This is a genomic window from Paenibacillus paridis (genome assembly GCF_006345825.1).
GTDB classification, from domain to species: Bacteria; Bacillota; Bacilli; order Paenibacillales; family Paenibacillaceae; genus Pristimantibacillus; species Pristimantibacillus paridis.
The window spans coordinates 160,447-185,248 of record NZ_VCIX01000081.1 but is presented as its reverse complement, the minus strand read 5'-3'; the positions used below and the strand labels follow the sequence as shown (position 1 = coordinate 185,248).

Here is a 24,802-nt window from a genome sequence, read left to right as displayed (position 1 = left end):
ACCCTTATTCGCCTTCGATCATTCCATAGTAACGGCCCATCCAATAAGGAAGCGTAAAGGCCGTTGAATTGCTCATATATCCATCATTGTAATTCACGCCACCATATACACCGTTGTTAACATTCTCATCCGCAACGAACGGATTTTTGTTGTATTTGTATACTTTGTTCTCATCCGGCGGAAGCACGCGGTTAAGCAGCAGCTCCTCTTCATCCCTTGCGCTGTAATCATCCAGATGCAGTACATCTTTGCGGGTTGAATTCATCACCGGCAGCTCAATGCGAATTTGCGGCGAGCGGTACATCATCCATACCGCCGACTCCAGATCGACATTCGTGTTATCCTGATTCGAAAATTGGTAGACGAAGGTGTACAGCGGATTGAGCTCGCGGCTCATATTTACCCACCATTGGTCCAAAATTTCCCGTAAATCCTTCACTCGGCTGGAGCCTGGGTCCTCTTCCAGCTCTAATTCGATCAATGGCATGAACGAAATCGTAAACAAATGCTCATCGGAATAGTTGACCGACAGCGTCACATCCTCGCGGGCAACGATGTCTTCAATCCTTGCCGGATCAGAGCTGTAATCGTCAAACTCCATATAATCGCGAGGAACGATATCCAGCCTCCGCTGCAAATGCTCTTTGGCGAAGTGGATATAGCCTTTACCGTTTTCGGTGCCGTCGTAGCTGTAATCCCATAGATCATTGTAGGCTTGCTCATACTTCGCATAATGCTCGCTATATTCCGCTTTGCCCTTTGTTAAATACAGCGTCGTTTTCAAAAAGCTCATAATTTCAATCGCGTTCAGCGGCCCATCTTCATAGCCATAAGCAAACTCCCCCGGATTTTCTGGATCATCCTTTAGAAAATAAGAAGCAAACCATTTGGACCATGTCGTGGAATTGCCATGCGCGTCAACAATTCTAAAATCATTCGTAAGGATATGGTTCATCATCCGGTCTGCGAATTGGACCGTCAGCTCTTTCAAGTGAGCATCTTCACTGGAAGACCCATCGAATAAATAACGGTCGGCATAATAGAAGAGACTGAAATGGGCCAGCACTTCATCCGCCGATGTATCTGCCTTATAAATGATGTCTGTATCCGAAATGCCCATGTCGCGGTACAAGGCCGCCAGCATTGGATCAAGATCCTCATTGATATCGGACTTCAAGCGCCAGGCGACGCCGGGCTCCAAATAACCGACATTGCGCGGGCCTGACACCGTCGTGTCGAATACGACAGGATAAATCCAATTCGGACCGTAGTAATTTTTGGCGCCCCAATCCGCATCATACGTTCTTCCGGTCATCGCCTCGTATGCCTGCTTCGCTTCAAGGATTAAATCCGGATCGGTAATACGAAAGTTTTCAGCACCTTTATCGCCAACAGCCTCGCGTGATTTCACCGCAAGCGCGTATCCGCCGGCACCTGCTTCCTTCACTTCAAACCATAAGCCGCTGCGCTGCTCCTGACCCTTCACGATGTAGGAACGCGTCGGGAACCCGTCCGCGCGGCCCGAAATTTGATTCAGCAGCAGCACCGCCTTGGTTGCTCTTGTTGCAGCAGCTTTAGCCTCCGCGCGCTCTTGCTCGTTTCCTTCGCGCAATGCTGTCTGGTAACGGAAAATCTCGCCAATGGCATATGCCGCTGTCCATAAGCCGTCATTGTCATTCGTTCTCGGCTTGCCCACATATTGTCCATTTACAATCGAATAATATTGATCTGGAATCATTCCGTTACGGTCATTGACCGTCTTCATGATATCTTCCTGAATGTCCGCTTTTTGCTTCAGTGTCTTATTTTCCATAGCCAAATGGACAACGCCCTTGGCATTCTGGATCCAGACGCCATTGCTGCCGTCGCTGTAAAGCCCGGTTACAACGTCATCGCCATTGTAGAGGTAGCGGGGGCCTGATAAATACTGCACGTAATCACGCGTATCCGTTTCGCTGAAATTCATGCGCGTAACTCCGCTTTTCGTTCCAATCCAAAGGGTATCGCCATCCTGCACGAATGCCGTCAATTGCTCCTCGCCGATCACTTTAAGCACCTGCAAATCACTAGGGATTACCAAGGATGCTGCAAATCCAGCTAGAATTTTATCCTTGTCTACTAGTGCCGCAAACTCTGAAGCGCTGTAATACTTCATGTCTTTCTGAGCCCGCTCCTCTAACGCGACGGGAGCAAATTTAGCGTTTGGCAAGGCTGCCGTGGCAGCAAAGGCGCTGAGCGGAATCGAAGCGAATACACTGGCGCCAATAACGGCCGATACCATTGACTTAGTCCATCTTTTCATCGTGAGCCCTCCTCGTTATTTTATGGACGATTTATATTTGATTTGAGAAACGGAATCATTCGTTAGCACCCAAATGACATCGCCTTCCACAAGCAGCGCTTGAATCTCGCCCTTGAAATGCTCATCCTGACGGAAAACCTCGACTTTGCCTGCATCCTGCTCATAGATGTTGAATCTAGTCAGCTCGTTAGCCGAAGCTACCCATACCTTACCATCCGTGTCCAAAACAGAAGCGACGATATGGTCATCGCTGACTGGGAAAATCGATGGCTGCAGGGTCATCGTGTAATCAAGCGTTTTTTCGCCGATCAGCACGAGATGATAGTTTCTAAGCTTCACAGGCACTTTCTGATCAGTAAAACTAAAATATTTCACGGTACCTACGGGATCCGGTGTTGGCGTTGGAACTGGAGTCGCCGTCGGCTCCGTTGTTGGTGTTGGCTCCGTTGTTGCCGTTGGAACTGGTGTCGCTGTCGGAGTTGGCGTTGGCGTAACTCCAGGTGTTGGCGTCGTGCCCGAGTTGCCGCCAGTATTGCTGGCTGTTCCCTTCACTTCTTTGCCATTCACGATCGCCGTTAAGCCATCCTTTACGGTAACCTTGCTAACGCTTTGTTCAATCGTAACGCCGCTTGCTTGAATCTCGGCTTCGTTCACCTTGCCTGTTCCTTTTATGGAGGAGGCGCCGCTCAGTAATGCTTTGCCGATTTGCGAGGATGCGTCTACCGTTACGGTCGCACCTGCGCCAGTTCCTTTGATTTCCAGCACCTCAATTTCGGCGTTGCTCAGATCTACCCTTGCTCCGCTTTCAATAATGAGCCGCTTGATTTTCCCTGTAATGCTGATAACTGCCGTGGGATCAGAAGGAGCCACCGTCACTGTACCAACCGTATTGGGCGATTCGATTACCAGCTTGCCAGAGCGCTGGAAGACAAGGTCAGACAAGGAGCTTTCCCCGCTGATGACGACTCTAACCGGGGCCTTCTTGCGGTTGATGACCAATTGTCCTCCGACGGTCGTGCCATCAAGCGTGACGCTGTTGACGCCGCCGCCTTCCACGTAGAGGTTGCCTTTAATTGCGACGCCCTTCAAAGTCGCATCGCCTTCCCCGATTCCCGAAGTCAGATATAGATTCCCGGCGACCTTCGATTGATTGAGCGAAATGTCTCCTGCATTCAATACCGCATTTCCGCTTGCATCGCGGTTATAGGTGCCAGCTGCATGAATCAGATACCCCATCACGTTATCAATCATGACTACGGCTTCCGCCCTCGTAATTTTCGCTGATGGCGCAAATTGATTGCCCGTTCTTCCCTGTACGTACTGCTTCTCAAGCAAAGCGCTAACCGCATCCTGCGCCCATGCCGCAACCGCTTGTCCGTCGCTGAAGCTGCTATAGGTATTCGCGTTTTGCGCAGTCAGCTTGAACGCATTCGCCAGCACGACCGCGACCTCTGCCCGCGTAATGCTTGCATTTGGCTTCATTAGGCCCGAAGCATCACCCTGCACAATGCCGGCGGCAAACGCTTTGGAAAACTCGTCCGCATACCACTTCGTTGCGGCGACATCCGCAAATACTTGCGAGGAGGTGTCGCTGTAATTGAATACACGATTGACCAAAGCCACGAATTCGGCTCTCGTTATCGATTGGTTTTCATTCAAATTACCCGCGGCATCCCCTTTTAGTAGCCCTTCCGAAACCCATTCCTGAAGCGTGTCCGATGCCCAATGCTTAGAGCTGCCGTCTGTTGCGGCGAATGCTGCGGCGGAGAACAATAACGTACAAGCTGTTGTGAGCACAAGTGCCGGTTTGCCGATTTTTCTCAACATCTACGATCCCTCCTGTTTTCTATTAAAATCCTATTGATCAAAAGCCTGTTTTGCTCTCTTGAAGCCTATATTCACTAGGGGTCATGGACACCGCTTTCCGAAATACCTGCGTAAAATGCCGCATATCCTGGTAGCCGACCTGCTCCGCGATATCCGTTATTTTGCAGGTCGAATGCTTAAGCAGCTCCTTAGCCTGCTCAATCCGAAGCTGAATGACATACTCCTTGTAGCCCATCCCATTGCTTTGCTTAAACAAATGGCTGAAATACACGGGATTCAAATATACGGCGGCCGCGACCTTCTCGAGCGTCAAGTTATTTTGGTAATTGTCCTGAATATACTTCAGCGCGGTCTGAACGATCACATTGTTGTTCGCTTCAGGCAGGCTCAGCTTTTCTACCGTTTCTTCTGCTTGTGCTTGCATGAGCGTGACCTGCTTAGGGATGTCGCCAAAAGCGGCCACCTGCGGTGAAACCTGCAGCCGGAACGCTCCGTTTAATGCCTGGCTCAGCTCCGCTTGCAGCTTGGCTACCCACTTCTCGTCCCGGAACGACGCGGAAGCGAGAAACACGCCAAGCAGCGAGCGCTGGCCGAAGCTGACGCAAAACCCTTTTCCGCTGCTTCCCATCCATGCCGTCAGCGCTTCTTCTGCAAGCAGATGCCTTCTGCGGGTATCCTCCTCAGGCAGCAGGCTGACCATAATCAGCCTGCTGCCTGCGTATTCCCGTGCAATCGGAGTCATATCGTAGTGCCCGGTATCAAGCCCCGAAGCCCAGCGCTGGAACACGGCTTCCCGAATATAGTGGATATGACGGTCGAGCTGCTCAAGCTCCACTTTGAGTGAGCGCTCGGCCCGTATCGCCTCATCCGCCTCCAGCAGCAATTCAATGACCTTTTGCTTGCCTACTGGCTTCAGCAAGTAATCTTTTGCTCCGTAGCGAAGCGCCTGTTGGGCGAAGGAAAAATCCGAATACGCGGAAATGACGATCCATCGAATGTTCTCGTAGTCTTTTTTCCCAATCCGCAGCAGCTCAAGTCCTCCCATTCCCGGCATCATCACATCGAGAAATACGATGTCAACTTCCGGCAAGTAAGGCAGCGCAGCTTCCCCGGAATCGGCCGTTTGCACACTGGCAGACGGAAAGGCAGCCTCAATCGTCCGCTTCACTCCATTGCGTATCGTCGGTTCGTCATCCACAATCAGAATCCTCATAACGCCGCCTCCCTGTCTGCACGCCGAATCCCTTGAAATGGCAAGGTAATAATCACTTGCGAGCCTTGGCCAACAGCAGATCGAACCGTAAGCCCGTAAGCGGTCCCGAAGCGATAGGCAAGCCTGCGATGAACATTTGCAAGCCCTACGCCGGATCGCCCGCTTAAAGGTACTGAATTTTCAAACATCTCGTTCATGATGGCGACCTTCTCCGGAGCAATGCCGATCCCGTTGTCCTCGATGGTGATGACGAGATTCTGGTCCATGCGGGCGACCGCAATGCGGACAACTCCTCCGCTTCCCGCGTGGCCAATGCCATGTATGACGGCGTTCTCAACGATCGGCTGAAGCGTCATTTTCGGCAGGGTTAGATCGAGACCGTACTCTTCCCCTTCGAATTCGAATTTCAGCTTATCTCCGAAACGAGCCTGCGTAATGAGCGCGTAACGCCTGATCTGCTCCATTTCTTCCCCAAGCGTGGCTGAGGAGCCATTCGACCAATCACTGCTGTAGCGAAAAATGCTCGATAACGCTAACACGACATTGCCTAAATACTCATTCTCCTTCTCGTCGAGCATCCAATACACCATATCGAGCGTATTGTAGAGAAAATGTGGGTTCACTTGGGATTGAAGCGCATTCAATTGTGCGATTTTCTCGCTCTCAGACACCTGATTGTTCCGTTCAATCAGCTCGTTGATGCGCCGTACCATCTGGTTGAAGCCCTCGGTCAGTAGCTCCGTTTCCTTGAACGATTTTAAAACCGGGGCCTCCTCGAACCTTCCTTGGCCAACCAGTCTCATATGCCGCATTAATTGCTTGAGCGGCGCCGTAAACGTAACCGAGACCAGCAAGGCGAATACGAGAGATACCACAAGCAAGCCGATCGTCAGACCGGTTAATAACCGCTGGATCGTATTGATTTCAACCGTCAAGTCGGATATCGGCGTTACGCTTACCGCATACCAGTTGTTCGTATTCAGCTTGGATACGACAATCTGCTCATCACCCGCAACAAAACGGCTGGACGTAGCATTCTCGATCATGGGCAGCATGAAGCTTGGTTTCGACTGAAGCAAAGATACATCCAGATGGGCAATGACCTTATCCGACTCCGCAAGAAACGAGATCGTATGGTCTGTGACATTCATATTGCTCAGAATCGTCTGCAGTGCGTTCGGCTTAATCTCGATCAACACCATGCCAATCGAATGGGATTTGTGCAAGTCCGTCAGCTTTCTTCCAAAGATGAATACGGGTCCCTTCTCGTTCTGATCGATAACCGAATGCTGCCTCATGCCGATCCATACGGTTTCTCCTGCCGATTGCTTAATCTGCTCATACCACGCCCGGCTGGCGAATTCCGGGTCGATCACTTGCGTGCTGCTTCCATAGCTGTACAGGCCATTGTCCAGATTAAACAGGTGGATGCCCAGAACATCGTCCCAAGAATAATAGATCGATCCCAGCGCGTTCGTAATGGTCCGCTCGTTGATTGCCCTAACTGCTGAGTTGGGCTCTTTCTTGCCAAGCAGGCGCTGTATATCCGTGTTCGTAACGATTGATCGGCTTAAGCTGTCATAGCCCTTCAAGAGCAGCTCGACATGCTCGCGTGCTTGGGACACGTTTTTGTATGCCGCATCACCCAGCATGCTGTTGATTTGCTCAGTAGAGCGCTTCGAATACGACAACGAGAAAACGATAAGCAGGCAGAACGAACATACAGAGAATAAAAGAAATAAACGTGTGCCGAATGAACGAAATTTGAACATTGTCATCATTATTGAACACCTTTTTCGTCGCAATATAATGAATAATGTCCGAATTATAACACGATATTTCAGCCTTTTATCGCTCCTGCAACCATTCCTTTCGTTATTTTTTCAGATAGCATGAAATAAATGGTTATAACTGGAATAGCACCCATGATTAAATAGGCTCCAATGGCTCCATGATTCGTTGAATACTGGCTGAAGAAACTATAAATTCCGAAAGGCAGCGTTTTTAAGCTTATTTTAGAAATGAAAGTCGATGCTAGAATATACTCGTTCCATACGTCAATAAACGTCAGAATCGTCACGGTCATGAGCGGCGGTGCAATAATCGGCAGCATAATGTTAAAGAAAATGCGGTAAACCGATGCCCCATCCATGCTCGCGGACTCCTCGATTTCACGGGGCACCGTCCGGAAAAAGCCGGATAGTATAAACACCGCGATGGGAATCGCAAAGGCGATGTACGGCAGAATAAGCGAGAGATGCGTATTCAGAATGCCGATATTTTTGAAAATGACCACCAGCGGCAGCAGCGTCGATTGAATCGGAATCATGATGCCGATCAGGAATAGCAGCATCACTGCCTTGCCCCACTTCCAATTGAACCGGGTAATGGCATACGACACCATCGCGCTTAACACCAGAGTGAACAGCAGCGTAATGCTCACCACGATCAAGCTGTTCGTTAAATATTGCAAATAATGTCCCGCGGTATAGGCCGAGGAGTAATTGTCCCATTGCAATGTTGCTGGAAGCGACAGGAATTGCCCCGACATAATCTCCTTATTCGTCTTGAATGAATAAAGCAGCAGCCATACTAACGGATACACCTGTGATACAAATAGAACTGAAAACAATATCCATACCGCGATTTTTCTCATTCGGTCCACCTCATTGCCTGTTATTCCTTCCCTTGCTTCGTGTACGTGTCCATGTTCATCTGCATGTGCAGCTACTGCATGCTATCCTCGGAGCTTTTGAACAATTTATTGAGCAGCACCGTTGCCAGCAAACATTCGATAACTAGGAAGATGGAGATCGCACTCCCGTACCCGTACTCCAGCGCCGCAAATGTCTTATTGTACATGTGGGTCGAGATGACCTCGGTCGCATGTGCCGGACCGCCTGCAGTCATCACCATCACCATGTCGAATACCTTCAGGGAGCCGATTACGGCTAGAACCATTGAGATTTTGAAGACAGGAACGACGAGCGGGAACGTGATGTAACGGTCAGCTTTCCAACCGTCGGCGCCGTCGATTTTAGCTGCTTCGTATACCTCCTGCGAAATATTCTGTATACCAGTAAACTGAATCAGAATATGGTAGCCCAGATACTGCCAGAGCGATACGAAGAACAAAGCAAAAATCGATACCTCGGGATCAGCAAGCCACGTTCTCGTCCATGATTCCAAGCCTACAAAATCGAGGGCATTGTTCAGCAGTCCGCCAAGCGAAGCCGGATTGTAGATCGATTTCCAAAGCTGCCCGATTACGACCACCGAAAGAATGACCGGCAGAAAGTAACTCGAAACGAGGAAATTCGGCTTGCGCACATAACGGGTCAGAAGCACGGCAATGAGCAAAGCGATAGGAATCTCAGCCATGGAGAAGAAGGCAAACATGATCGTTCTCCATACCGATGGCCAAAAGACAGGATCGTGAGCCAGCATTGTTGAATAGTTGGACAGGCCGACAAACAGCTTCTCTCCGATGCCGTTCCACTGGAACAGGGAATAATAGGCGGCGACGGAAATCGGGACGAATACGAGCACTACATATAAAATCAGACAAGGGAGAACGAAAACCGAAAGGGTTAGTTTTGAAATTTTGGCGGCGTGCATCGAATTATCCTCTCCCTTGCTTTAGCTGATTTTGTTTACTGGTTGTTGGCGGCAAATGCATTTTGATGCTCTCGAGCGGTATCTTCCGGTGGAATGGAGGATACGAACAGATTTTGAATGCTGTTAAGATGCGTCTGTGTCGTACTTGGGTCCATCGTATTATCGAAAGCAATATCTCCGCCTTTTACCTTCTTGAAAATATCGAGTACGTCAATCGCCAGCTGCGAATACCCGGCCTGTGCAAAATCTCCCTGCACGACTTGCGCCACGCCAACTGCGTTTTTGAATTCAAACGATACCTTCGGATAATTCGTCATAAAATAATGAAGGAAATCCTTCGCTTCCTCCAGATGCTCGCTGTTCGCCGACAAGGCGAAGCCCGTGCCTGGCCCTAGCATATACTCATCTAGATCGCCTTTACCGTCTACCGTAGGGAAAGGGAATACGCCGACCTTGCCTTTAATTTCCGCGTCATCCATGGCCCCAGTCGCCCAAGTGCCCATGAAATACATCGCCGCTTTGCCGGAAGTAAATAGGCTCTCCGCCGAATCGTAGTCGTAGGATGTTGCCCCTTCCTGGAAGCCCTTAGCTTCAATAAACTCACGGAACTTCACCACGGATTGAACAAACGCAGGGTCCATGAAATCCTTCGTTTTTGCTTGAACATCGCTCAGGTAGCCCGGGCCTGCCAGACGAAGGAGAATATTCATGAAGAAATAGGAGCCGGTCCAGGTTTCCTTCTCGCCGACCACCATCGGGATGATTTGTTTGCCATTGAATGTCTCTGCGGCCTTGATCAAATCGTCAAAGGTCGTTGGAATCGCTACGCCTGCCTGCTCAAACAACTCTTTGTTGTAGTAAATGACGGCAATGTTATTGCCATCTGGCAGCGCATACACTTTATCGTCGAACGTATAGTAATCTAAAATGCCGCTATGGAAGCTTGCGCCAAGACCGTCGCGGTCCAAAATGTCGTTGAGAGGCGCTAGCTTGCCGCCTTCGACGAATGGCGCCATCTGCGCTGCCGCATTTACAACCGTAATATCCGGCATATCGTTGGATGCCGCTTGCGTTTTTAGTTTAATTTTTTGCTGGTCGATATTCAGGGAATCGACTTCGATCTTGATGTTCGGGTTAGCTGCCATGTAATCATCCGTAATTTGCCTCATCACCTTATGCTGCACATCGGTCGCATCGGGATAATGATTTTGGAAGGTCAAGGTAATCTGTTTTTTTGAGTCCCCACCTTCCTTAACGGCCGTAGTCGGCTGCTCTGCATTACCATTGTTTCCGCTGCATGCGGTCAACACGAATAGCAGGCTGCACATCAGCAGTAAAGCAGACTTTCGTTTTGCATGTTTCAAACCTTTCGTCCCCCTTGTCGAATGTTGTCATTCCTATCTATAATTATGGGCCGCCCCGCCGCCACTGACTATGCGTAAACTATAGGGAGAATGTTCAATTATTATAGAAATGTAAAGAAAACACCCCCTTCGGGCGAAATGGACTATGAGATGTGACCGCGTTGTACGACTAATCCGTCCCAAATCCGCCGACGATCTAACCGCATTCTAGCTTCACCTACACTCAAACCCTTTCCACCTTTTAACACTTCCAATAGCGGCGGGTTTTGCTACGGTAGGCGGATGAGAGCCTGTTGGACACGTATGTGTTGAGTTGGTGGGATTTAGATCTACTTTTTAGATCTATTTGGTGGGATTTGGTTAGTTGGGAGGGTTTAGATCTAAAAAGTAGCTCTATTTGGTTAGTTTGGAGGATTTAGATCTAAAAAGTAGATCTATCGAGGCGGATGGGAGCCAGTTAGGCAAGTATTTGCTGGATTGGTGGGATTTAGATCTACTTTTTAGATCTATTTAGTGAAAATTGGTTAGTTTGGAGGATTTAGATCTAAAAAGTAGATCTATCGGGGCGCATGGGAGCCAGTTAGGCACGTATTTGCTGGGTTCGCGGGATTTAGATCTACTTTTTAGACCTATTTAGTGAAAATTGGTTAGTTTGGAGGATTTAGATCTAAAAAGTAGATCTATCGGGGCGGATGAGAGCCAGTTGGGCACGTATTTGCTGGGTTTGTGGGATTTAGATCTACTTTTTAGATCTATTTAGTGGAAATTGGTTAGGTTGGAGGATTTAGATCTAAAAAGTAGATCTATCGGGGCGGATGGGAGCCAATTGGGCACGTATTTGCTGGGTTTGTGGGATTTAGATCTAAAAAGTAGACCTATTTGGTGGAAATTGGTTAGTTGTGGGGATTTAGATCTAAAAAGTAGATCTATCGAGGCGGATAGGAGCCAATTGGGCAAGTTTTTGCTGAGTTCGCGGGATTTAGATCTACTTTTTAGACCTATTTTGTGGGAATTGGTTAGTTTTGAGGATTTAGATCTAAAAAATAGATCTATGGGGCGGATGGGAGCTAGTCGGGCACGTTTGTGCTGGGTTGGCGGGATTTAGATCTACTTTTTAGACCCGTTTGGTAGAAATTGGTCGTCCCCTCTCCACTTATTTAGCAGCGAATGAATGGATCTTCACCAGAACCCGGCTAAACAACAAAAGAAGAAACTATCTCTCGCAGTAAACAAACTGCAAACGATATGATCCGCCCGCAGCAGCAGGTTTTCAAGTACAACCTTGCTACTGTGGCGAGAGCATACCACGGTGAGACAATCTCTTCAATTGCTGTCTTTCTCCAATCACTAATAGAAAGTATCAGATACCTACCTTCTTAACTCACTAATATAGAACATCAGCTACTAATAGAAAGTATCAGAATCCATAAGTTACTAATCCCCTACTAAAAACAGCTCCATAACGCTAAGCTTTGTAAGCTTTTAGGAATTGAACCGCTTTTCCAATATCCGTCTCCGGGCTCGTGCCAACCTCGCGTTCAATGGTCAGGTAACCGTCGTAGCCGATTTCTTGCAGCGCACGCAGGTATGCCGGCCAGTCCACGCTGCCCTCTCCAAGCGGAACCTCGCGGAAGGATGCGCCGGATTCAGCCATCGCTGCGATCTGCTCGTGATCAAGCGTTTTTTCGTAGCCATAATAACCGTAGACGTCGCGCGGATCGATATCACCCAGCTTCAAGCCATCCTTCGCATGGGTATGCACGATATAGTCCTTAAGCAGGTGTACCCCTTGGACCGGATCATCACCCGTTACCATGACCATATTGGCAGGGTCAAAGTTGACCGCTACCCCTTTGGTGCCAAGGCCGTCGAGAAACGACTTCAGCTGTGCGGAAGTTTCCGGGCCAGTCTCAATTGCGAAATACGCATTCATGTCATTGGCAAAACGGGCAAGCTCTTCGCAGGCCGAATGCATCGTCTCATAGACTTGGCTGTTCTTATCGCTTGGCACAATGCCGATATGCGTTGTAATAATGTTCGTGCCAAGCTCCATACCGAGCTCCATAATGCGCTTCGACTTATCGATCTTCTGGCGGTTCTCCGCTGGATCTTGGAAGCCATGGCCGCCTAAATCGCCTACCAATGCCGATATCTCAAGGCCCAATGACGCGATGTAGGCCTTCCACTCTTTTCTTGCCGCTGCTGAGAGATTAGCCGGATCCAGCTCGCCATGCACGGCGTACATTTGCACGCCGTCCGCGCCAACTTGCTTCGCTTTGAGCAAGCCCTCTTTTACCCCAACCTGAAAGCTGTCCACGATTACGCCAATTTTATTCGTTATGATCGGCAATGCCATTTTCGCCACGCTCCTTCAGCTATAGTTCGTTCCATACCCGCTTCACAAATTCAAAGCCAAGCCTCGTTCCAAGCTTGCAATGCTCCAAGCCTTCAAACTCAATTGAAATATAATCGTCGTAGCCGCTTTCTTTGACGATACGAAGCACCTGCGGTATTGCGATATCCCCATGTCCGACGATAGAGCCGCGCAGCCAGTTGCCTGCCGCCGATTTAAACCACCCCTCGCCAGGCTGGTCCGTGGAGGAACGGTAATAAAAATCCTTAATATGCACCATCGAGGCAAATTTAATATTATTGCCTACCGCCGCCTGCGGGTTCTCATCCGCGCATAGGAAATTACCGACGTCGAGCGTCGTTTTAAAATTCGGGCGGTCCACGACCTCCACAAGCGCCTGAACCCGGTCGCTATGCTGAATATAATACCCGTGGTTTTCTACACTGGTCGTAATGCCAAGCGGAGCCGCATAATCGGCAATAACTTGGCATGCCTTCGCAAGCTTCGGAAGCTCCTGCAAAAAGTGGGAAATCGATAGGTCCGCGGACGAAGCCACGTCATGGCGCATTTTTTTCACGCCAAGCGCTGCCGCAATGTCCACTTCCTTCTTCAATCGCTCAAGCTCCTTCTCGAACTGTTCTTCATTCAAGCCGGAGAAATTGGCTCCGACCGCATAGTTGGACAGCTCGATGCCGCTCTCGCGCGCTTGCTTCTTAATAGCTTCAATTAGCTCTGGATTTTCAGTCAGGTTAAAGCCAAGCGGTACGATCTCCGCATGCTCCGCACCAAGAGAAGCGATATACTCAATGACTTCCAGAATCGTCAATTCGCCGGAATTAAGCGCCTGATATAAGCTATACGTGCTAATGCCTAGCTTCATAGTCGAACTTCCGCTCCCTTCGCTGCCGATTCATAGATTCCGATCAATATCTTCATAATCTCAACGCCATCCTCTACGGGGCTGATCGGCTGCTCACCGCTTGTCACGCAATCAATGAAATGGTTGATTTCATTTTGGAATGCGCCATTGAACTCGAAGCCTTTGTTATCCGTTTGCGGATACACATTCAAAATCGTATTGTTTTGCTCTGTTACAATAACAGTTTCCGGATCGATCTCGAAGCCGCCTTTCTCGCCGTAGAGCTTCACCGTGCCTTCATTCGACTTCGCATGCAGCGTAAAGCTGACATCAACGAGCAGCGAAGCGCCGTTCTCGAAGCGGATCAAGGCATTTGCCATATCCTCGACCGTATTTTTTTCTGCATCATAGTCTGCCGCCTTATAAAAGCTCAAATGCTCCACGTTCGACCGATTGCCCAGCTTGTGGTAAGTATTTGCGCTAACTGAAACCGGCTTTGGCCGTCCCATCATATACCAACAAAGATCGATGACATGAACACCGATGTCAATCAGCGGCCCGCCGCCGGAGCGTTCAATATCCGAGAACCAACCGCCTGGATTGCCTAGACGTCTAATCGTTGAAGCTTTGGCAAAATAAATCTCGCCGAACTCGCCGCGGTCAGCCATCGCGCGCAGCAATTGCGCATTCGTATCGTAACGGCGAACGAAGCCAACCTGCAGCAGCTTGCCCGATTTTTGAACCGCCTCCTGTACGAGAAGCGCTTCCTCTACCGTACGGCATAGCGGTTTCTCCACCAGCACATGCTTGCCGGCTTCTAGTGCTGCAATGCTGATTTCCGCATGCGTATTGTTCCATGTACAGATGCTGACTGCATCAATTTCCGGATTGGCGAGCAGCTCGCGGTAATCCGTATAGACTTTCTCCGCGCCGTATTTTTCGGCAGCCGCCTTCGCCCGTTCCTCGTTTAAATCGCAAACCGCGTATAAATTTACATTTTTGTTGTTCTTATAAGATTCCAAATGAAGTGATGAGATAGAGCCCGTTCCAATAACCGCGATTTGTACCGGTTTCATTGTCAATCTCTCCTTAAGTATAGTTAGGTTTTGCACGTCTACACTTTCGTATTATAATGGTTTTAAGGCGCAACTCCATGCAAAGCTGTGCGGTTTGTTTGTACGATTGTGCTACCCCGATTAGGAGGTTTCTCCATATGGAAAAATTCGAGGCGCTTCGCGAGCCTATGGATATGCCCGATCCCCATTTTCCGATCAAAGTGCACCGCAACGCCTTTGATCAGCAGGGCATCGTCGTTTTTCCTCACCACTTTCATGAGCATCTCGAATTTCTATATTTCGTTTCGGGATCTGCCATTATTGAATGTGGTTCAACAATCATTAGAGCCTCTGCGGGCGATTTTATCGTGGTGAACAGCAACGAGCTGCATTACGGGGTCAGTCTGTCTTCAGATTTGTGCTACTATGCGCTCATCGCAGATATCTCACTGCTTCACAGCCAATCGGTTGATGCCGCAGAAACCAAGTTTATTACCCCGATTACCCAAAACCGGCTGCTGCTGCAAAACGACATCGGCAGCAATAGCAAGGTGACTGCCAGCATGCTTGCCATTATTCATGAACTGGAGCATCGGGAATTCGGCTATGAGCTCGCTATCAAGTCTGAGCTATATCGGCTGCTGACGCTGCTGCTGCGCGGACATGTCGCTACGGTGCTGACGCAGGATGAATATGCCGAGCGGATGAAAAACGTCGAGCGCTTCGCGCCCGTCTTTCAATATATTGAGAAATGTTATCCGGAGGAGTTATCGGTCGCTCTGCTCGCGGGCATGGCCAATCTAAGCCGTTTTCACTTCAGCCGTTTGTTCAAGGAGCTCAGCGGCCATACCGTAACCGAATATATTACGATGACCCGCCTCGGCAAAGCCGATTATATGCTGCGCCATACGCCGCTTACGGTGTCCGAGATCGCAGCTGCCACGGGCTTCAACGACATCTACTACTTTAGCCGAACGTTCAAAAAACACAAAAAAGTTTCCCCGTCGTCGCTCCGGGGAAACTAATCCTGTTGACTATAGCCTAATTAAGATTTGCCGTTATTTGCGTCCGAAGTCGGCTCTAATCTCGCCCCACTCTTCGGTATTCCACTTTATCACTTTATTGGTATAGGTGTTCGTCTGAATCCATTTAATTGCCTGATCGGTGAGCTCCCATATTTTTGCGGTAGAAGCGTCCCGTTTGAGCGTCGATGCAACTTTCTTATTGCGAAGCCAGCTCAATGCCGTTTTGGAATCGGTGTAAACCGTTTGCTCGCTGCCCTTCTCTTTTAAGTACCGAAGCGCATGGACGATTGCGATAAATTCGCCCAGGTTATTCGTCCCGTTCGCGATCGGACCGACATAAAACAAAATATCGCCCGTCTGCGTATCTACGCCTTTGTATTCCACGGGCCCAGGATTCCCTCTCGTGCCGACGTCTACGGAAACGCTGTCGTAATCGATCGACTCTTCCTCGCCAAATAAAACCGGCTGCTTGACGCGCGGAGCCACTGCTGCACCCGACTTTGCTCCAGCTGCGGCCGAGGCGCTGCCCTGCCCCCAATGCTTTTGCCAGCCGTCCTTATAAGCAGCATCCGCAAGCGGCTTGCTCTCGTAGGATTTAAACTTTGCATCCTTCACGCCGCTAACCTGCGCTTGGCATTCCGCCCACGTGGAGAATACCCCTGTTTTTTTGCCTACCCAAACGACGTAATATTTTCCTTTTGCCATCCTTGTTCATGACCACCTTTATTCAATTCAAAACCTCGCTTTACGCTGCAACTGCACTACCAATAGAATAAACGATAAGAGCGGAAATCGCGAATTACAAAAGCATCTATTAAGTAGATCCCTCTTGATAAAATGATATCGTCGTTCCGTTCAGCTGTAATTTCAAAACCATCTAATAAGTCCATGATACCCCTATTAGCAATTAAATTCAGTCAACCAAATAACGATCCATATCCTCAAAAGCAGCATAATACACAGAGTAGCTGGGCAACTGCTGAAAGCCTAGCTTTCTTGCAATGGCTATGGAATCCTTGCGAAAGCCCTCTGTCGTCCAATGCGGTACGCCACCGCGCCCTACACAATTCTGGACAAGCGCGACAGCCATCGCAGTAGCCAGCCCTTGACCGCGATGCTTGTCATCATATGTATGAATGCCGATTTCATAATCGCTGCCGCCGACAAAAACCGAAATGCAGCTGCCGATTACTTTATTTTGCTGGAGGATTGCATAACCGATACCTTTGGCAAAAAACTTATCCAGCGTTCCCCAAAAATTTCCGATTTCTCTCGTCAGCACCTGAGCGGTATCCCGCTCAATCACGCTCGGATTAATCCTCACCAGCTCATATCCGCTCGCTACCTTTGGGGTAAGCCCTTTTTGCAGAAATGCCGAATTTTGAAATTTAAACGGCACTCGCTCGCCTACCTGAAACCGATGGTGGAAGAGGCGGCCCACCAAGTCATCGGGATGTTCGCTTGATAGCACTTCCAGGTTAAAATGTGTCTCTCCGATTTCCATAGCCTCCCGCTTAATACTAGAAAGCAGCATAGACTCCAACTGCGCCGTAAACGCAGGATTCGGTTCGCCGATTATATAAAACATCTCATTCTTTGCCCAAACAAAAGCCCCTGTTGGCGCAGAGGGATCATCAACATATATCCTCCCTAAATTATTACCTTCTAGAACCCCTTGAATGACCACCGTGCTGCCATATTTCTTCAGCAGCGGTTCTATTATTTCATAGCTTTCAACCGTTCGAAGCTCTTGAATCACGAATAACGCTCCCCCTTTTTCCTTGTATCCTTACGCTCGTCATACCCATTCGTGCTCATAAGTCTATTCTCACGCCTACTAGCCTTACTTCATTATCCTCAACTAGATTTCTAACCCTATTTAAAGCCCACCATCAGCGGCTCTTTGGTCTTAAAATTTTTGTACTCAAACAAATAATCTTTGCCTAGCTCCATACGGTCTAGATCTTGAGGTTTCACTCTCAGCTTCTGATTCCCGTTACCCATCCCGCCTATCGTAATCGTTCCGTTATCCGAGTCAATTTCCATCAAATAGGCAATCGCCACCGTTATTGATTCGTATGCGTGGGATGACCGGTAGAAAGCAATGCCCATAACCACTATTACAATGACTAAAGACCAAATGGCATTTTTATGCTTACGATAAATCATAACTTCCGTCTCCTTCTTTGAATGCATAAAATCAGATACCCCATCCCCAAAAAGCAAAGCGGCAGCGTCGGATAAAAATACCGAGGGGTAGGTGAAAATGGAAGGTAGAGCACTACGCTGCAAAATGCGAGCAGCGCGAGCAGCAGATAGCTTCCGTTACGCCGTTCATGAACCAGCATCTTCAACAGCCCGGCAAAACCGGCGAGAGCCATTGCCACATGTATCGTCCTTATGATCATTCGAATGACGAGGTTCTCCGTTATAAAACCTAGCCTAGGAAATATATTCTGGATGAAGTACATCATCTTCCCCCAGGTGTACCAGCTCAGATAAGTGAAAAAGTCGCTTCTGAATCCATTTATGATACGCTGGTACGCCATTTTGCCCATCTCGGCAGGGTCTTCGGTTGGATCAACGGCAGGTCGCCGAGTAAAAGGGAAGGAGCCCCAAAGCAGCGGATTGCCTGACTGCTCCGCCAACCACACGATTTTGTGAAGACTCATCACATTCCGAATCCACCACGGCAGCAGCATCAGAAGAAAGCCTGCCACTACTAGGCAAACCGGCCTCAGCACTTGAACAATGCCGCCCCTCCTGTGCTTAACGGCGATGCCTGCAATTAGGATGAGGATAAATGGGACGATCGTCGGTCGGATCAATATACAAACGCCAAATAAGATGCCTATCCAAAAGTATTCCCGGAGTCTTCCTTTCTGCATGGCTATGACCAGAAAATAGACAAATAGCAGGAAAAAGAAGCCGTACAGCGTTTCCGTTAAGAGAAACAATGGCGATAGAATAAAGGTCGGATGAAGCAGGAAGCATCCCATAACAAACAGGCTGATCCCGCTGTGCTCAAATAACCGATTACTAATGCGGTACATCAGTAGAGCGCATAATAGCTGAATGAGCAGCTGCAGCGCTTGAATTTGGACAATAGGCGGCTGATCATTCGCATAACCAAACACGAGGTAACAGCCTGCTAGAAAAAGGGGATAACCCGGCGTTGTGAACGCGTTGGGTTGCTCTGAAGAAGCATACGGCGCATAGCCGTAAATGCCTTCGTGGAGCAGTTGCAAAACCATTTTGTTATAGCCGACCTCATCGCCGGTTAGCTCTTTATTCCAATCGATATAATAACAGCGCAAGAGCAAGCCCATGAGGAGAAGCAAGCAAAAAATCATTTTGGATGTTCGTGTTGCAATGACGGGAATCACTCACTTTTTCGATATAATTGTGCCAGCACACGCCATTCCTTCGGAATCGCAATAAGCACTCTAACAATTGTAACATTATCCCAAAAATGCAGCCAATGCCGTTTTTTCAACACAAAAAGCAACCTCTCATCAAGGTTGCCCATGCTGCACTAGTCTCATAGATGAAACCGTTATACGAATACCTTACTGAATACGCCGTTAAAATAAGCCTGCAAGTCTACCTTGATCGGCATAAAATAAATATTGCCCTTCGTTTGCTCGGTATACGCCAAAGCCTGCCTTGAGAATTCGATGTTCCACTCCAGCGTAGGCTGAAAATCCTTTGGAAAAACGACGTGGTTTCTGCTTTCCCAATATCGCTTGGAGGATTCCGTTACGACAGGTGCCACGCCCCAAAACACATCCGCTCCCTCCAGCATCTCCGAATAAAGCGTCATCAAGCGCAAATCAAAAAAAGGCTGAGTGAAAAACCCGTCTACGCCGGCATCTAGCTTTTGCTGCACATATTCATATTCCTTGCGTACGCTGTTCCGGTAAGGGTCAAGCGCCGCATAAATTTTCAGGTGGGAATGCTCCCGCTTCAGCTTGTGAATCAGATCGATGCAAGTAGTCGGATAAACCGGCTTGCTGCTTTCTTTAGGCGAATCTCCTGTAACTACAAGTATTTCCGAGATCTGATGCTCATTCAAATAATGAATTAAAGAGAACGGGTCGCCAGCATCAAAGTCCATGGAGCGAATATGCGGAATGCTATCATTATAAAAAGCTTTGGATAAACGAGTCGCTTCCCAGCTTCTGAGATCAAATCTCGTCAAATCTGGTATGTTAATCGTATTAATGGCTGGAAATTGTTGTCTTACCAGTTCAAGCTCCGCTTTTAATCCAACAGGATCTCTTGGGACAAGCTCTAACGAAATTCTCAATTCCAAACTCTCCTTGCTCTCAGGGTCAACGGCATACCTACGGATTCCCATTTTATAATTTGTATAATAATACATTTTAACGAATTTTAATTCAAAATTCCAATAAGCATATTTACAGTTTTCTATCATTTTTCCTTATAAGAAGGCAAATAGGCCAAGTTCCCTAATCGGGGACCTTGACCTCAACTTAACCACAAACGCATCAAAATGTAAAATTCGTATGGTCAACTCGCCCATGCACCTTCAACGTAAACGTAGTATCGGCATAAATCGTTCCCCATTCTTCTTTCATCTTGCGCCATTGCTTGGGATGCTTGCGATGAATCATCTCCCCGATGCCTAGCAAATCAACCTTATGCTTCTGCGAGAAGCGAATATAGCGCTCAAGATCTTCCGTAATACTGTGATTGATTTCCTTCTCCCAACCCGCGATTGTTCTCGGATCAACCTTAACCTTGTCACATTGCACGCTTACCAGATCCAAATCAGCATAAATCTCGATGTTCACCTCAGGCATCTGCTGCTTGTTAAGATCGACCTCGATTTCGCTTCGGTTGCTAATGTTCTCAAAGGTTATTTTATGCTTGGCGTCGCATGCCACCGCTTCAATAGAGCCATTCATCTTCGCGGCAGCTCGCAGGTAGCCCTTCGTTTCAGAGGCATGCATAAGAGCGATAAGATGGTCTCCTTTGAATGCGTACAGACCTTTCGTTTGGAGCAGCTTGAGCTTGTTGTCAACTTGGTCCTTCACTACCTCTACCGATGGCAAGCTGATATCCTTGTATCCGTTAATCAATTCCTGATATACATCGATTAGCGACGTTTGCTCGGTTAATGCCGTGCTTTCCCCACCTTCCGAGAGTCCCCTTAGCGCTTGGGAGGAAATCGATAAATTGGGCATGGATACTTTCAGCGCTTCGTAAGCTCTCCCTTCCATCGCGTAAATTAACGTTGAATTACGAAACTGCCTGAGCCTGCGAATATCGTCTATTTGCTTCCCTATACCGCCTCTCGCTAGGTCCGTACTGAAAATAATGGCTGTCGTATGCCCCCAAAGCAGCGTCCGATCCGATTTCGTTCGCATTAATCGGGCGGCCTCGAACAGGCTGCTGCCCTCGGAGGTCAAATAAAACGTACTCTCCTGCATCCCTTTCGGCTGCTGTCCGCCTGTCGATAGCTTGGCGATCTCAGCCGTTACTCTAACGCCTCCATCCTCTCCTTGGTCAATCGCCACGGAATGGACAATATGCAGCTCATTAAGCTCCATGCTTCCCTTGCAGCCCGTTACGGCAAGACATAGACAAAGCAAGGTGGCTAGCTGCTGTTTTTTCAACCAGCTCATGATTTGCTCCGAAAGCGGGTGTTATGAATAACACGGAATAAGCTGGGCCGCTTGTTATTTTTGGTATGCGGTCGCCTTACAATAACGTCGGTTAGCTCACTCAGATTGAAGGGTGCTGCTGGCCCTAAATAAGGGACGCCAAAGGAACGAAGTGAGGCTAAGTAAGTGAGCAGCATGATTATGCCTACCATGATGCCTACGTAACCAAGCAGTGACGCAAGCAGCGTCATGACAAATTGTAAGATGCGAATCACATAGTTAATCGCTGTTGGCGGCAGTGTAAACGTACAAATCCCGGTTAAGGCAGCCACAATAACCATTATGGGGGACACGATTCCCGCTTCAACGGCTGCTTGACCCAAAATGAGCGCACCTACGATGCTGACCGCTTGGCCAACCTGCTTGGGCATACGAATGCCCGCCTCGCGCATAATCTCAAAGGCGATCATCATCATGAAGCTCTCGACAACGGCCGGAAAAGGAACCGGCTCCTTGGCAGACGCAATGCTTTGCAGCAGCGTTGTTGGAACAAGCTCATGATGGAATGTTACTGTTGCCACGTAAAAGGCAGGCAGCAGCAGACCTACCATTCCACTGAATAACCGAATCAAACGCATAAGCGAGCCAATATAGTAGCTCCATGCATAATCTTCACTGACCTGAAAAGCCTGAAGAAAAACAAAGGGCAGCAGCAATACAAAAGGCGTTCCTTGCACGATAATCCCGATTCTGCCGTCAAGAAGCGCACCAATGACCCGATCAGGTCTTTCTGTCGATTCAAGCAGAGGAAACAAGGTCCCGCGATTGTCGGTAATCCACTCTTCGATGTAGTTGCTCCCAAGTATCGCATCTGCAGGTATTTCATCTATCCGTTGATGCACCTCTTGTAAAATATCGGGATTCGTTATGCCGCCTACCGATAAAATGGCCATTTTCGTTTTGCTGAGTTGACCTGCGATTCGGTATTCAACCTTTAAGCTCGGCGATGCGAATTGATAACGCACCAGGGCAATATTATTTTGCAGTGATTCCGTGAATCCGCTGCGAGCACCTTTCACCGTCGCTTCACTCGTCGGCTCATCTACGCTTCGCAGCTGCACGCCAAGCGTATCAATAGTAATGCCGTATCCATCACTGTCAAACAACAACACCGACATGCCGGATGCCAAGCCATTCGCTACCTCTTCAAACGTATGAACTTTCGCATCTACTTGAAATGCAGGCAGACGGTCCTTGTCCTCCTTGTACAGCAGCAGCATTTGATCAAGCTGCCTTCCGTCTATCAAACCTGCCAAATAACAAACGGTTACGGATTGGCCCAGATCAATAGCTGAGCTGACCATGACCAAATCATCCGTATTTTGCATCCATTCCCGCAATATCCGTTTATTTTCATCTTCATCGCAAGTAAGCATCGCTTTATTGTTATCCATAGCCATCACCTGCTCTTTTTCATATTCTCTTTTATTGATGCTATAAAGAGCAGCATCGTTGGAATAAAAAGCTGGAACAACACAAAGTACCAAGATTGATGGTCATAAAAAGAAGTTAGCTCCACTAACCCCCATACCTTGTATCGTGAACAAATGACAAATGCCGCCGCCATCGGAATAATCCATCTCTTTGGCTGTTTAAGCTTCAGTAAATCTGACAGCCCACGGAATGCTGACCAAAAATAAGCGGTTATTTTCGTAAAGGAGCTCATGACCCAAACGACGACTAGAGCGGCATCAAATCGTTCAATATTGCGGAATAACCGAATGTTTTGAATAAGGCTGATACTTGGATAGGTAAAGGTTGCCGTTGCTTCTCCTCCGAACAGCATCGTACAGGAAAGCACGGACATCAGCAGCAGCAAAAAGGTTATTCCAACCCCGGCCATCGCATATGCCGTTGTGCTTTTCGTCTTGCGGACGTATTGAATAATCATGGAAATAAACATTAAATCCCCAAACCAGGACATGGAAAGCATTAGCCCTTTGAGCGGCTTAATCAATCCTTCCTCCAATATAGGAAGTAAATACTCTGGATGATATTGATTGATTAACATTACATAAATCGCTAAAAAAGTAGTCACCGTTACGATGAATACAATCTCGGAGACTCGCGCAACTACCTCAAGCCCATGATAAACCGCATAGGCACACATAATGGCTCCGGCAATCAAATACCACATCTGGGGGATGATTGGATTTAAGGCAATAATAAAAAATTGCGAAAATTCACGTAAAATCCATGAGGATAAATCCAAAAAATAAAAAACAAATAAAAAGGCAAGCCCTCCTCCAAACCAAGGCCCGAGCAAATGAGTGCAAATGGCTAAAATATTTTTATCGGGATAAAATTTATTCAGCTTTAAAAGAACCAAAAGATTCAGAAGGCCCATTATTCCTCCAACCACTACCAAATACCAAGAGTTTCGTTCTGCATAATGGGCAAATGTCGCGGGTGCATACAAGCTTGAGGTTCCAATCGTAGAAATAACAATTAGGGCCATTAATTGAAAATTGCTGATTGTGATACGGCGATCCATATTGTACCTCCCTTACCGATGCTTTCAGTATGCGCTGCGGTTGGAAAACTATGCATTGCATAAAGAAGCTTCGAGCATGGAATAATAGCAAGGAGGTGTCCGATATGAAAGCAACGATTATTGCCTATCTTTTTCCTGCGACTTGGCTGCTGCTAGTCTATGTTTTTTTGTCGGATTACGATTGGTATCAACAAATTGCTATTGGTACTTGGGGATTTTTAAGTGTGAATGCCATTACGCTATTCCCAATCCTCCTCTCATTGTTCGTTACGGATCGTCTTCTTTCCGGATCACAAAACAGCGAGCCCCGTGAGGAAAACAGGCCAAACAAATAAACCGGATCAACCGCAGAATATTTCTTCTGCCGTGATCCGGTTTATTTGCTTGGTTATCTTTTTTATCTTTATGCCAATAGGCCCATATAAATAAGTTCAACAGGATTTGCCGGGTTATAGCCTAAACCGACCGTATCGCCCGGACGTGGAATTTGCAGCTTGGATACAAGGGTCTCCATCGTCTTCTGGTAGCTGCTTCCATTCGTTTCCGTTACATTCAATACAATGACAACAATGGGATCAAAATTAACGAGCTTGCCTGTATCGGTTACGGATTGAACGATAGCCGTTGCGGCCAGCGTTACGCCTCCGCTCGCCGCCATTTGAGCCTGCTTGGCAGACGATAAGCTTTGATTAATCAAATCGCGGTGCTGCTTAGGTACAAATCCTTTCATCATCAAGCCCGTAAAGCCTTTGTTCGCGATTCTGTCCGCTTCCTCCAAAGGATCCTTCTGTTTCTTGCTCTTTCCGAATAGTCCCATCATCATGCACCTCTTTTGGTTTATTTTAGCTATACCAAAAGTATACAGGAGCTGGAAATCGTCTGACAATAGATTCAGCCATATCTAAAACAATGGTTAAAATCATGTCTTTAGCGTTGATTTTAAGCTTAGGATTTGGTTAAAAGGAGCTATTCGACAAAACTTCGGGTGATTTAAGTTATTCC

Annotated in this window: 21 protein-coding genes; 2 read left to right on the top strand and 19 right to left on the bottom strand. The window is 48.0% G+C overall.

Going from position 1 to position 24,802, the window contains the following annotated elements:
* Positions 1–4: 4 nt before the first annotated feature.
* The 10 genes from FJQ58_RS10745 to FJQ58_RS10700 form a co-directional block, all read right to left on the bottom strand.
* Positions 5–2,302 carry a hypothetical protein gene (locus FJQ58_RS10745; protein ID WP_139993146.1) on the bottom strand — a complete coding sequence of 766 codons (2,298 nt, stop codon included), beginning with the start codon at positions 2,300–2,302 and terminating at the stop codon, positions 5–7.
* Positions 2,303–2,317: 15 nt separating this feature from the next.
* A complete protein-coding gene (locus tag FJQ58_RS10740; protein WP_139993144.1) occupies positions 2,318–4,129 on the bottom strand; it encodes an S-layer homology domain-containing protein in 1,812 nt (603 codons plus the stop codon).
* A 37-nt stretch (positions 4,130–4,166) separates the two neighbouring features.
* Positions 4,167–5,342: a response regulator transcription factor gene (locus FJQ58_RS10735; protein WP_139993142.1), complete on the bottom strand. Its 1,176-nt coding sequence runs from the start codon at positions 5,340–5,342 to the stop codon at positions 4,167–4,169.
* Positions 5,339–7,120 carry a cache domain-containing sensor histidine kinase gene (locus FJQ58_RS10730; RefSeq protein WP_238403965.1) on the bottom strand — a complete coding sequence of 594 codons (1,782 nt, stop codon included), beginning with the start codon at positions 7,118–7,120 and terminating at the stop codon, positions 5,339–5,341. The genes FJQ58_RS10735 and FJQ58_RS10730 overlap by 4 nt, the downstream gene beginning before the upstream one ends.
* Positions 7,121–7,182: 62 nt before the next feature.
* The gene (locus FJQ58_RS10725; RefSeq protein WP_202915247.1) at positions 7,183–7,998 is read right to left on the bottom strand and encodes a carbohydrate ABC transporter permease; all 816 of its coding nucleotides are present in this window, start codon (positions 7,996–7,998) and stop codon (positions 7,183–7,185) included.
* A gap of 71 nt (positions 7,999–8,069) precedes the next feature.
* Entirely contained in the window at positions 8,070–8,960 is an 891-nt protein-coding gene (locus tag FJQ58_RS10720; RefSeq protein WP_139993136.1) for a carbohydrate ABC transporter permease, read from the bottom strand.
* 35 nt (positions 8,961–8,995) lie between these two features.
* A complete protein-coding gene (locus FJQ58_RS10715; protein WP_238403963.1) occupies positions 8,996–10,324 on the bottom strand; it encodes an extracellular solute-binding protein in 1,329 nt (442 codons plus the stop codon).
* A gap of 1,465 nt (positions 10,325–11,789) precedes the next feature.
* Positions 11,790–12,680: a sugar phosphate isomerase/epimerase family protein gene (locus FJQ58_RS10710; protein WP_139993134.1), complete on the bottom strand. Its 891-nt coding sequence runs from the start codon at positions 12,678–12,680 to the stop codon at positions 11,790–11,792.
* Positions 12,681–12,699: 19 nt separating this feature from the next.
* Positions 12,700–13,557 carry a sugar phosphate isomerase/epimerase family protein gene (locus FJQ58_RS10705; RefSeq protein WP_139993132.1) on the bottom strand — a complete coding sequence of 286 codons (858 nt, stop codon included), beginning with the start codon at positions 13,555–13,557 and terminating at the stop codon, positions 12,700–12,702.
* Entirely contained in the window at positions 13,554–14,612 is a 1,059-nt protein-coding gene (locus FJQ58_RS10700) for a Gfo/Idh/MocA family protein (RefSeq protein WP_139993130.1), read from the bottom strand. Before FJQ58_RS10700 ends, FJQ58_RS10705 begins: the two co-directional genes overlap by 4 nt.
* A gap of 137 nt (positions 14,613–14,749) precedes the next feature.
* On the opposite strand from FJQ58_RS10700, the gene FJQ58_RS10695 reads away from it, so the two are divergent.
* Entirely contained in the window at positions 14,750–15,616 is an 867-nt protein-coding gene (locus tag FJQ58_RS10695) for an AraC family transcriptional regulator (RefSeq protein ID WP_139993128.1), read from the top strand.
* Between the two features lie 33 nt (positions 15,617–15,649).
* Here the strand turns inward: FJQ58_RS10695 and rnhA are convergent, their stop codons facing one another.
* The 8 genes from rnhA to FJQ58_RS10655 all read right to left on the bottom strand — a co-directional run bounded on the left by rnhA (position 15,650) and on the right by FJQ58_RS10655 (position 23,800).
* Entirely contained in the window at positions 15,650–16,321 is a 672-nt protein-coding gene (gene rnhA / locus FJQ58_RS10690) for a ribonuclease H (protein ID WP_139993126.1), read from the bottom strand.
* Positions 16,322–16,529: 208 nt separating this feature from the next.
* Entirely contained in the window at positions 16,530–17,375 is an 846-nt protein-coding gene (locus FJQ58_RS10685) for a GNAT family N-acetyltransferase (RefSeq protein WP_139993124.1), read from the bottom strand.
* 116 nt (positions 17,376–17,491) lie between these two features.
* A complete protein-coding gene (locus tag FJQ58_RS10680; RefSeq protein WP_139993122.1) occupies positions 17,492–17,785 on the bottom strand; it encodes a hypothetical protein in 294 nt (97 codons plus the stop codon).
* The gene (locus FJQ58_RS10675; protein WP_139993120.1) at positions 17,782–18,969 is read right to left on the bottom strand and encodes a glycosyltransferase family 39 protein; all 1,188 of its coding nucleotides are present in this window, start codon (positions 18,967–18,969) and stop codon (positions 17,782–17,784) included. The genes FJQ58_RS10680 and FJQ58_RS10675 overlap by 4 nt, the downstream gene beginning before the upstream one ends.
* Positions 18,970–19,172: 203 nt before the next feature.
* Positions 19,173–19,925 carry a methylenetetrahydrofolate reductase gene (locus tag FJQ58_RS10670; RefSeq protein ID WP_202915246.1) on the bottom strand — a complete coding sequence of 251 codons (753 nt, stop codon included), beginning with the start codon at positions 19,923–19,925 and terminating at the stop codon, positions 19,173–19,175.
* 202 nt (positions 19,926–20,127) lie between these two features.
* Positions 20,128–21,267: a Ger(x)C family spore germination protein gene (locus FJQ58_RS10665; protein WP_139993116.1), complete on the bottom strand. Its 1,140-nt coding sequence runs from the start codon at positions 21,265–21,267 to the stop codon at positions 20,128–20,130.
* Positions 21,264–22,700, bottom strand: a complete 1,437-nt coding sequence (locus FJQ58_RS10660; RefSeq protein ID WP_162341420.1) for a spore germination protein — start codon at positions 22,698–22,700, stop codon at positions 21,264–21,266. The genes FJQ58_RS10665 and FJQ58_RS10660 overlap by 4 nt, the downstream gene beginning before the upstream one ends.
* A gap of 5 nt (positions 22,701–22,705) precedes the next feature.
* Positions 22,706–23,800 (bottom strand): GerAB/ArcD/ProY family transporter, encoded by a 1,095-nt coding sequence (locus FJQ58_RS10655; protein ID WP_139993112.1) that lies wholly within the window; start codon positions 23,798–23,800, stop codon positions 22,706–22,708.
* Between the two features lie 104 nt (positions 23,801–23,904).
* On the opposite strand from FJQ58_RS10655, the gene FJQ58_RS10650 reads away from it, so the two are divergent.
* The gene (locus FJQ58_RS10650) at positions 23,905–24,135 is read left to right on the top strand and encodes a hypothetical protein (protein ID WP_139993110.1); all 231 of its coding nucleotides are present in this window, start codon (positions 23,905–23,907) and stop codon (positions 24,133–24,135) included.
* A gap of 68 nt (positions 24,136–24,203) precedes the next feature.
* Here the strand turns inward: FJQ58_RS10650 and FJQ58_RS10645 are convergent, their stop codons facing one another.
* Entirely contained in the window at positions 24,204–24,620 is a 417-nt protein-coding gene (locus tag FJQ58_RS10645) for a hypothetical protein (RefSeq protein ID WP_139993108.1), read from the bottom strand.
* Positions 24,621–24,802 lie beyond the last annotated feature (182 nt).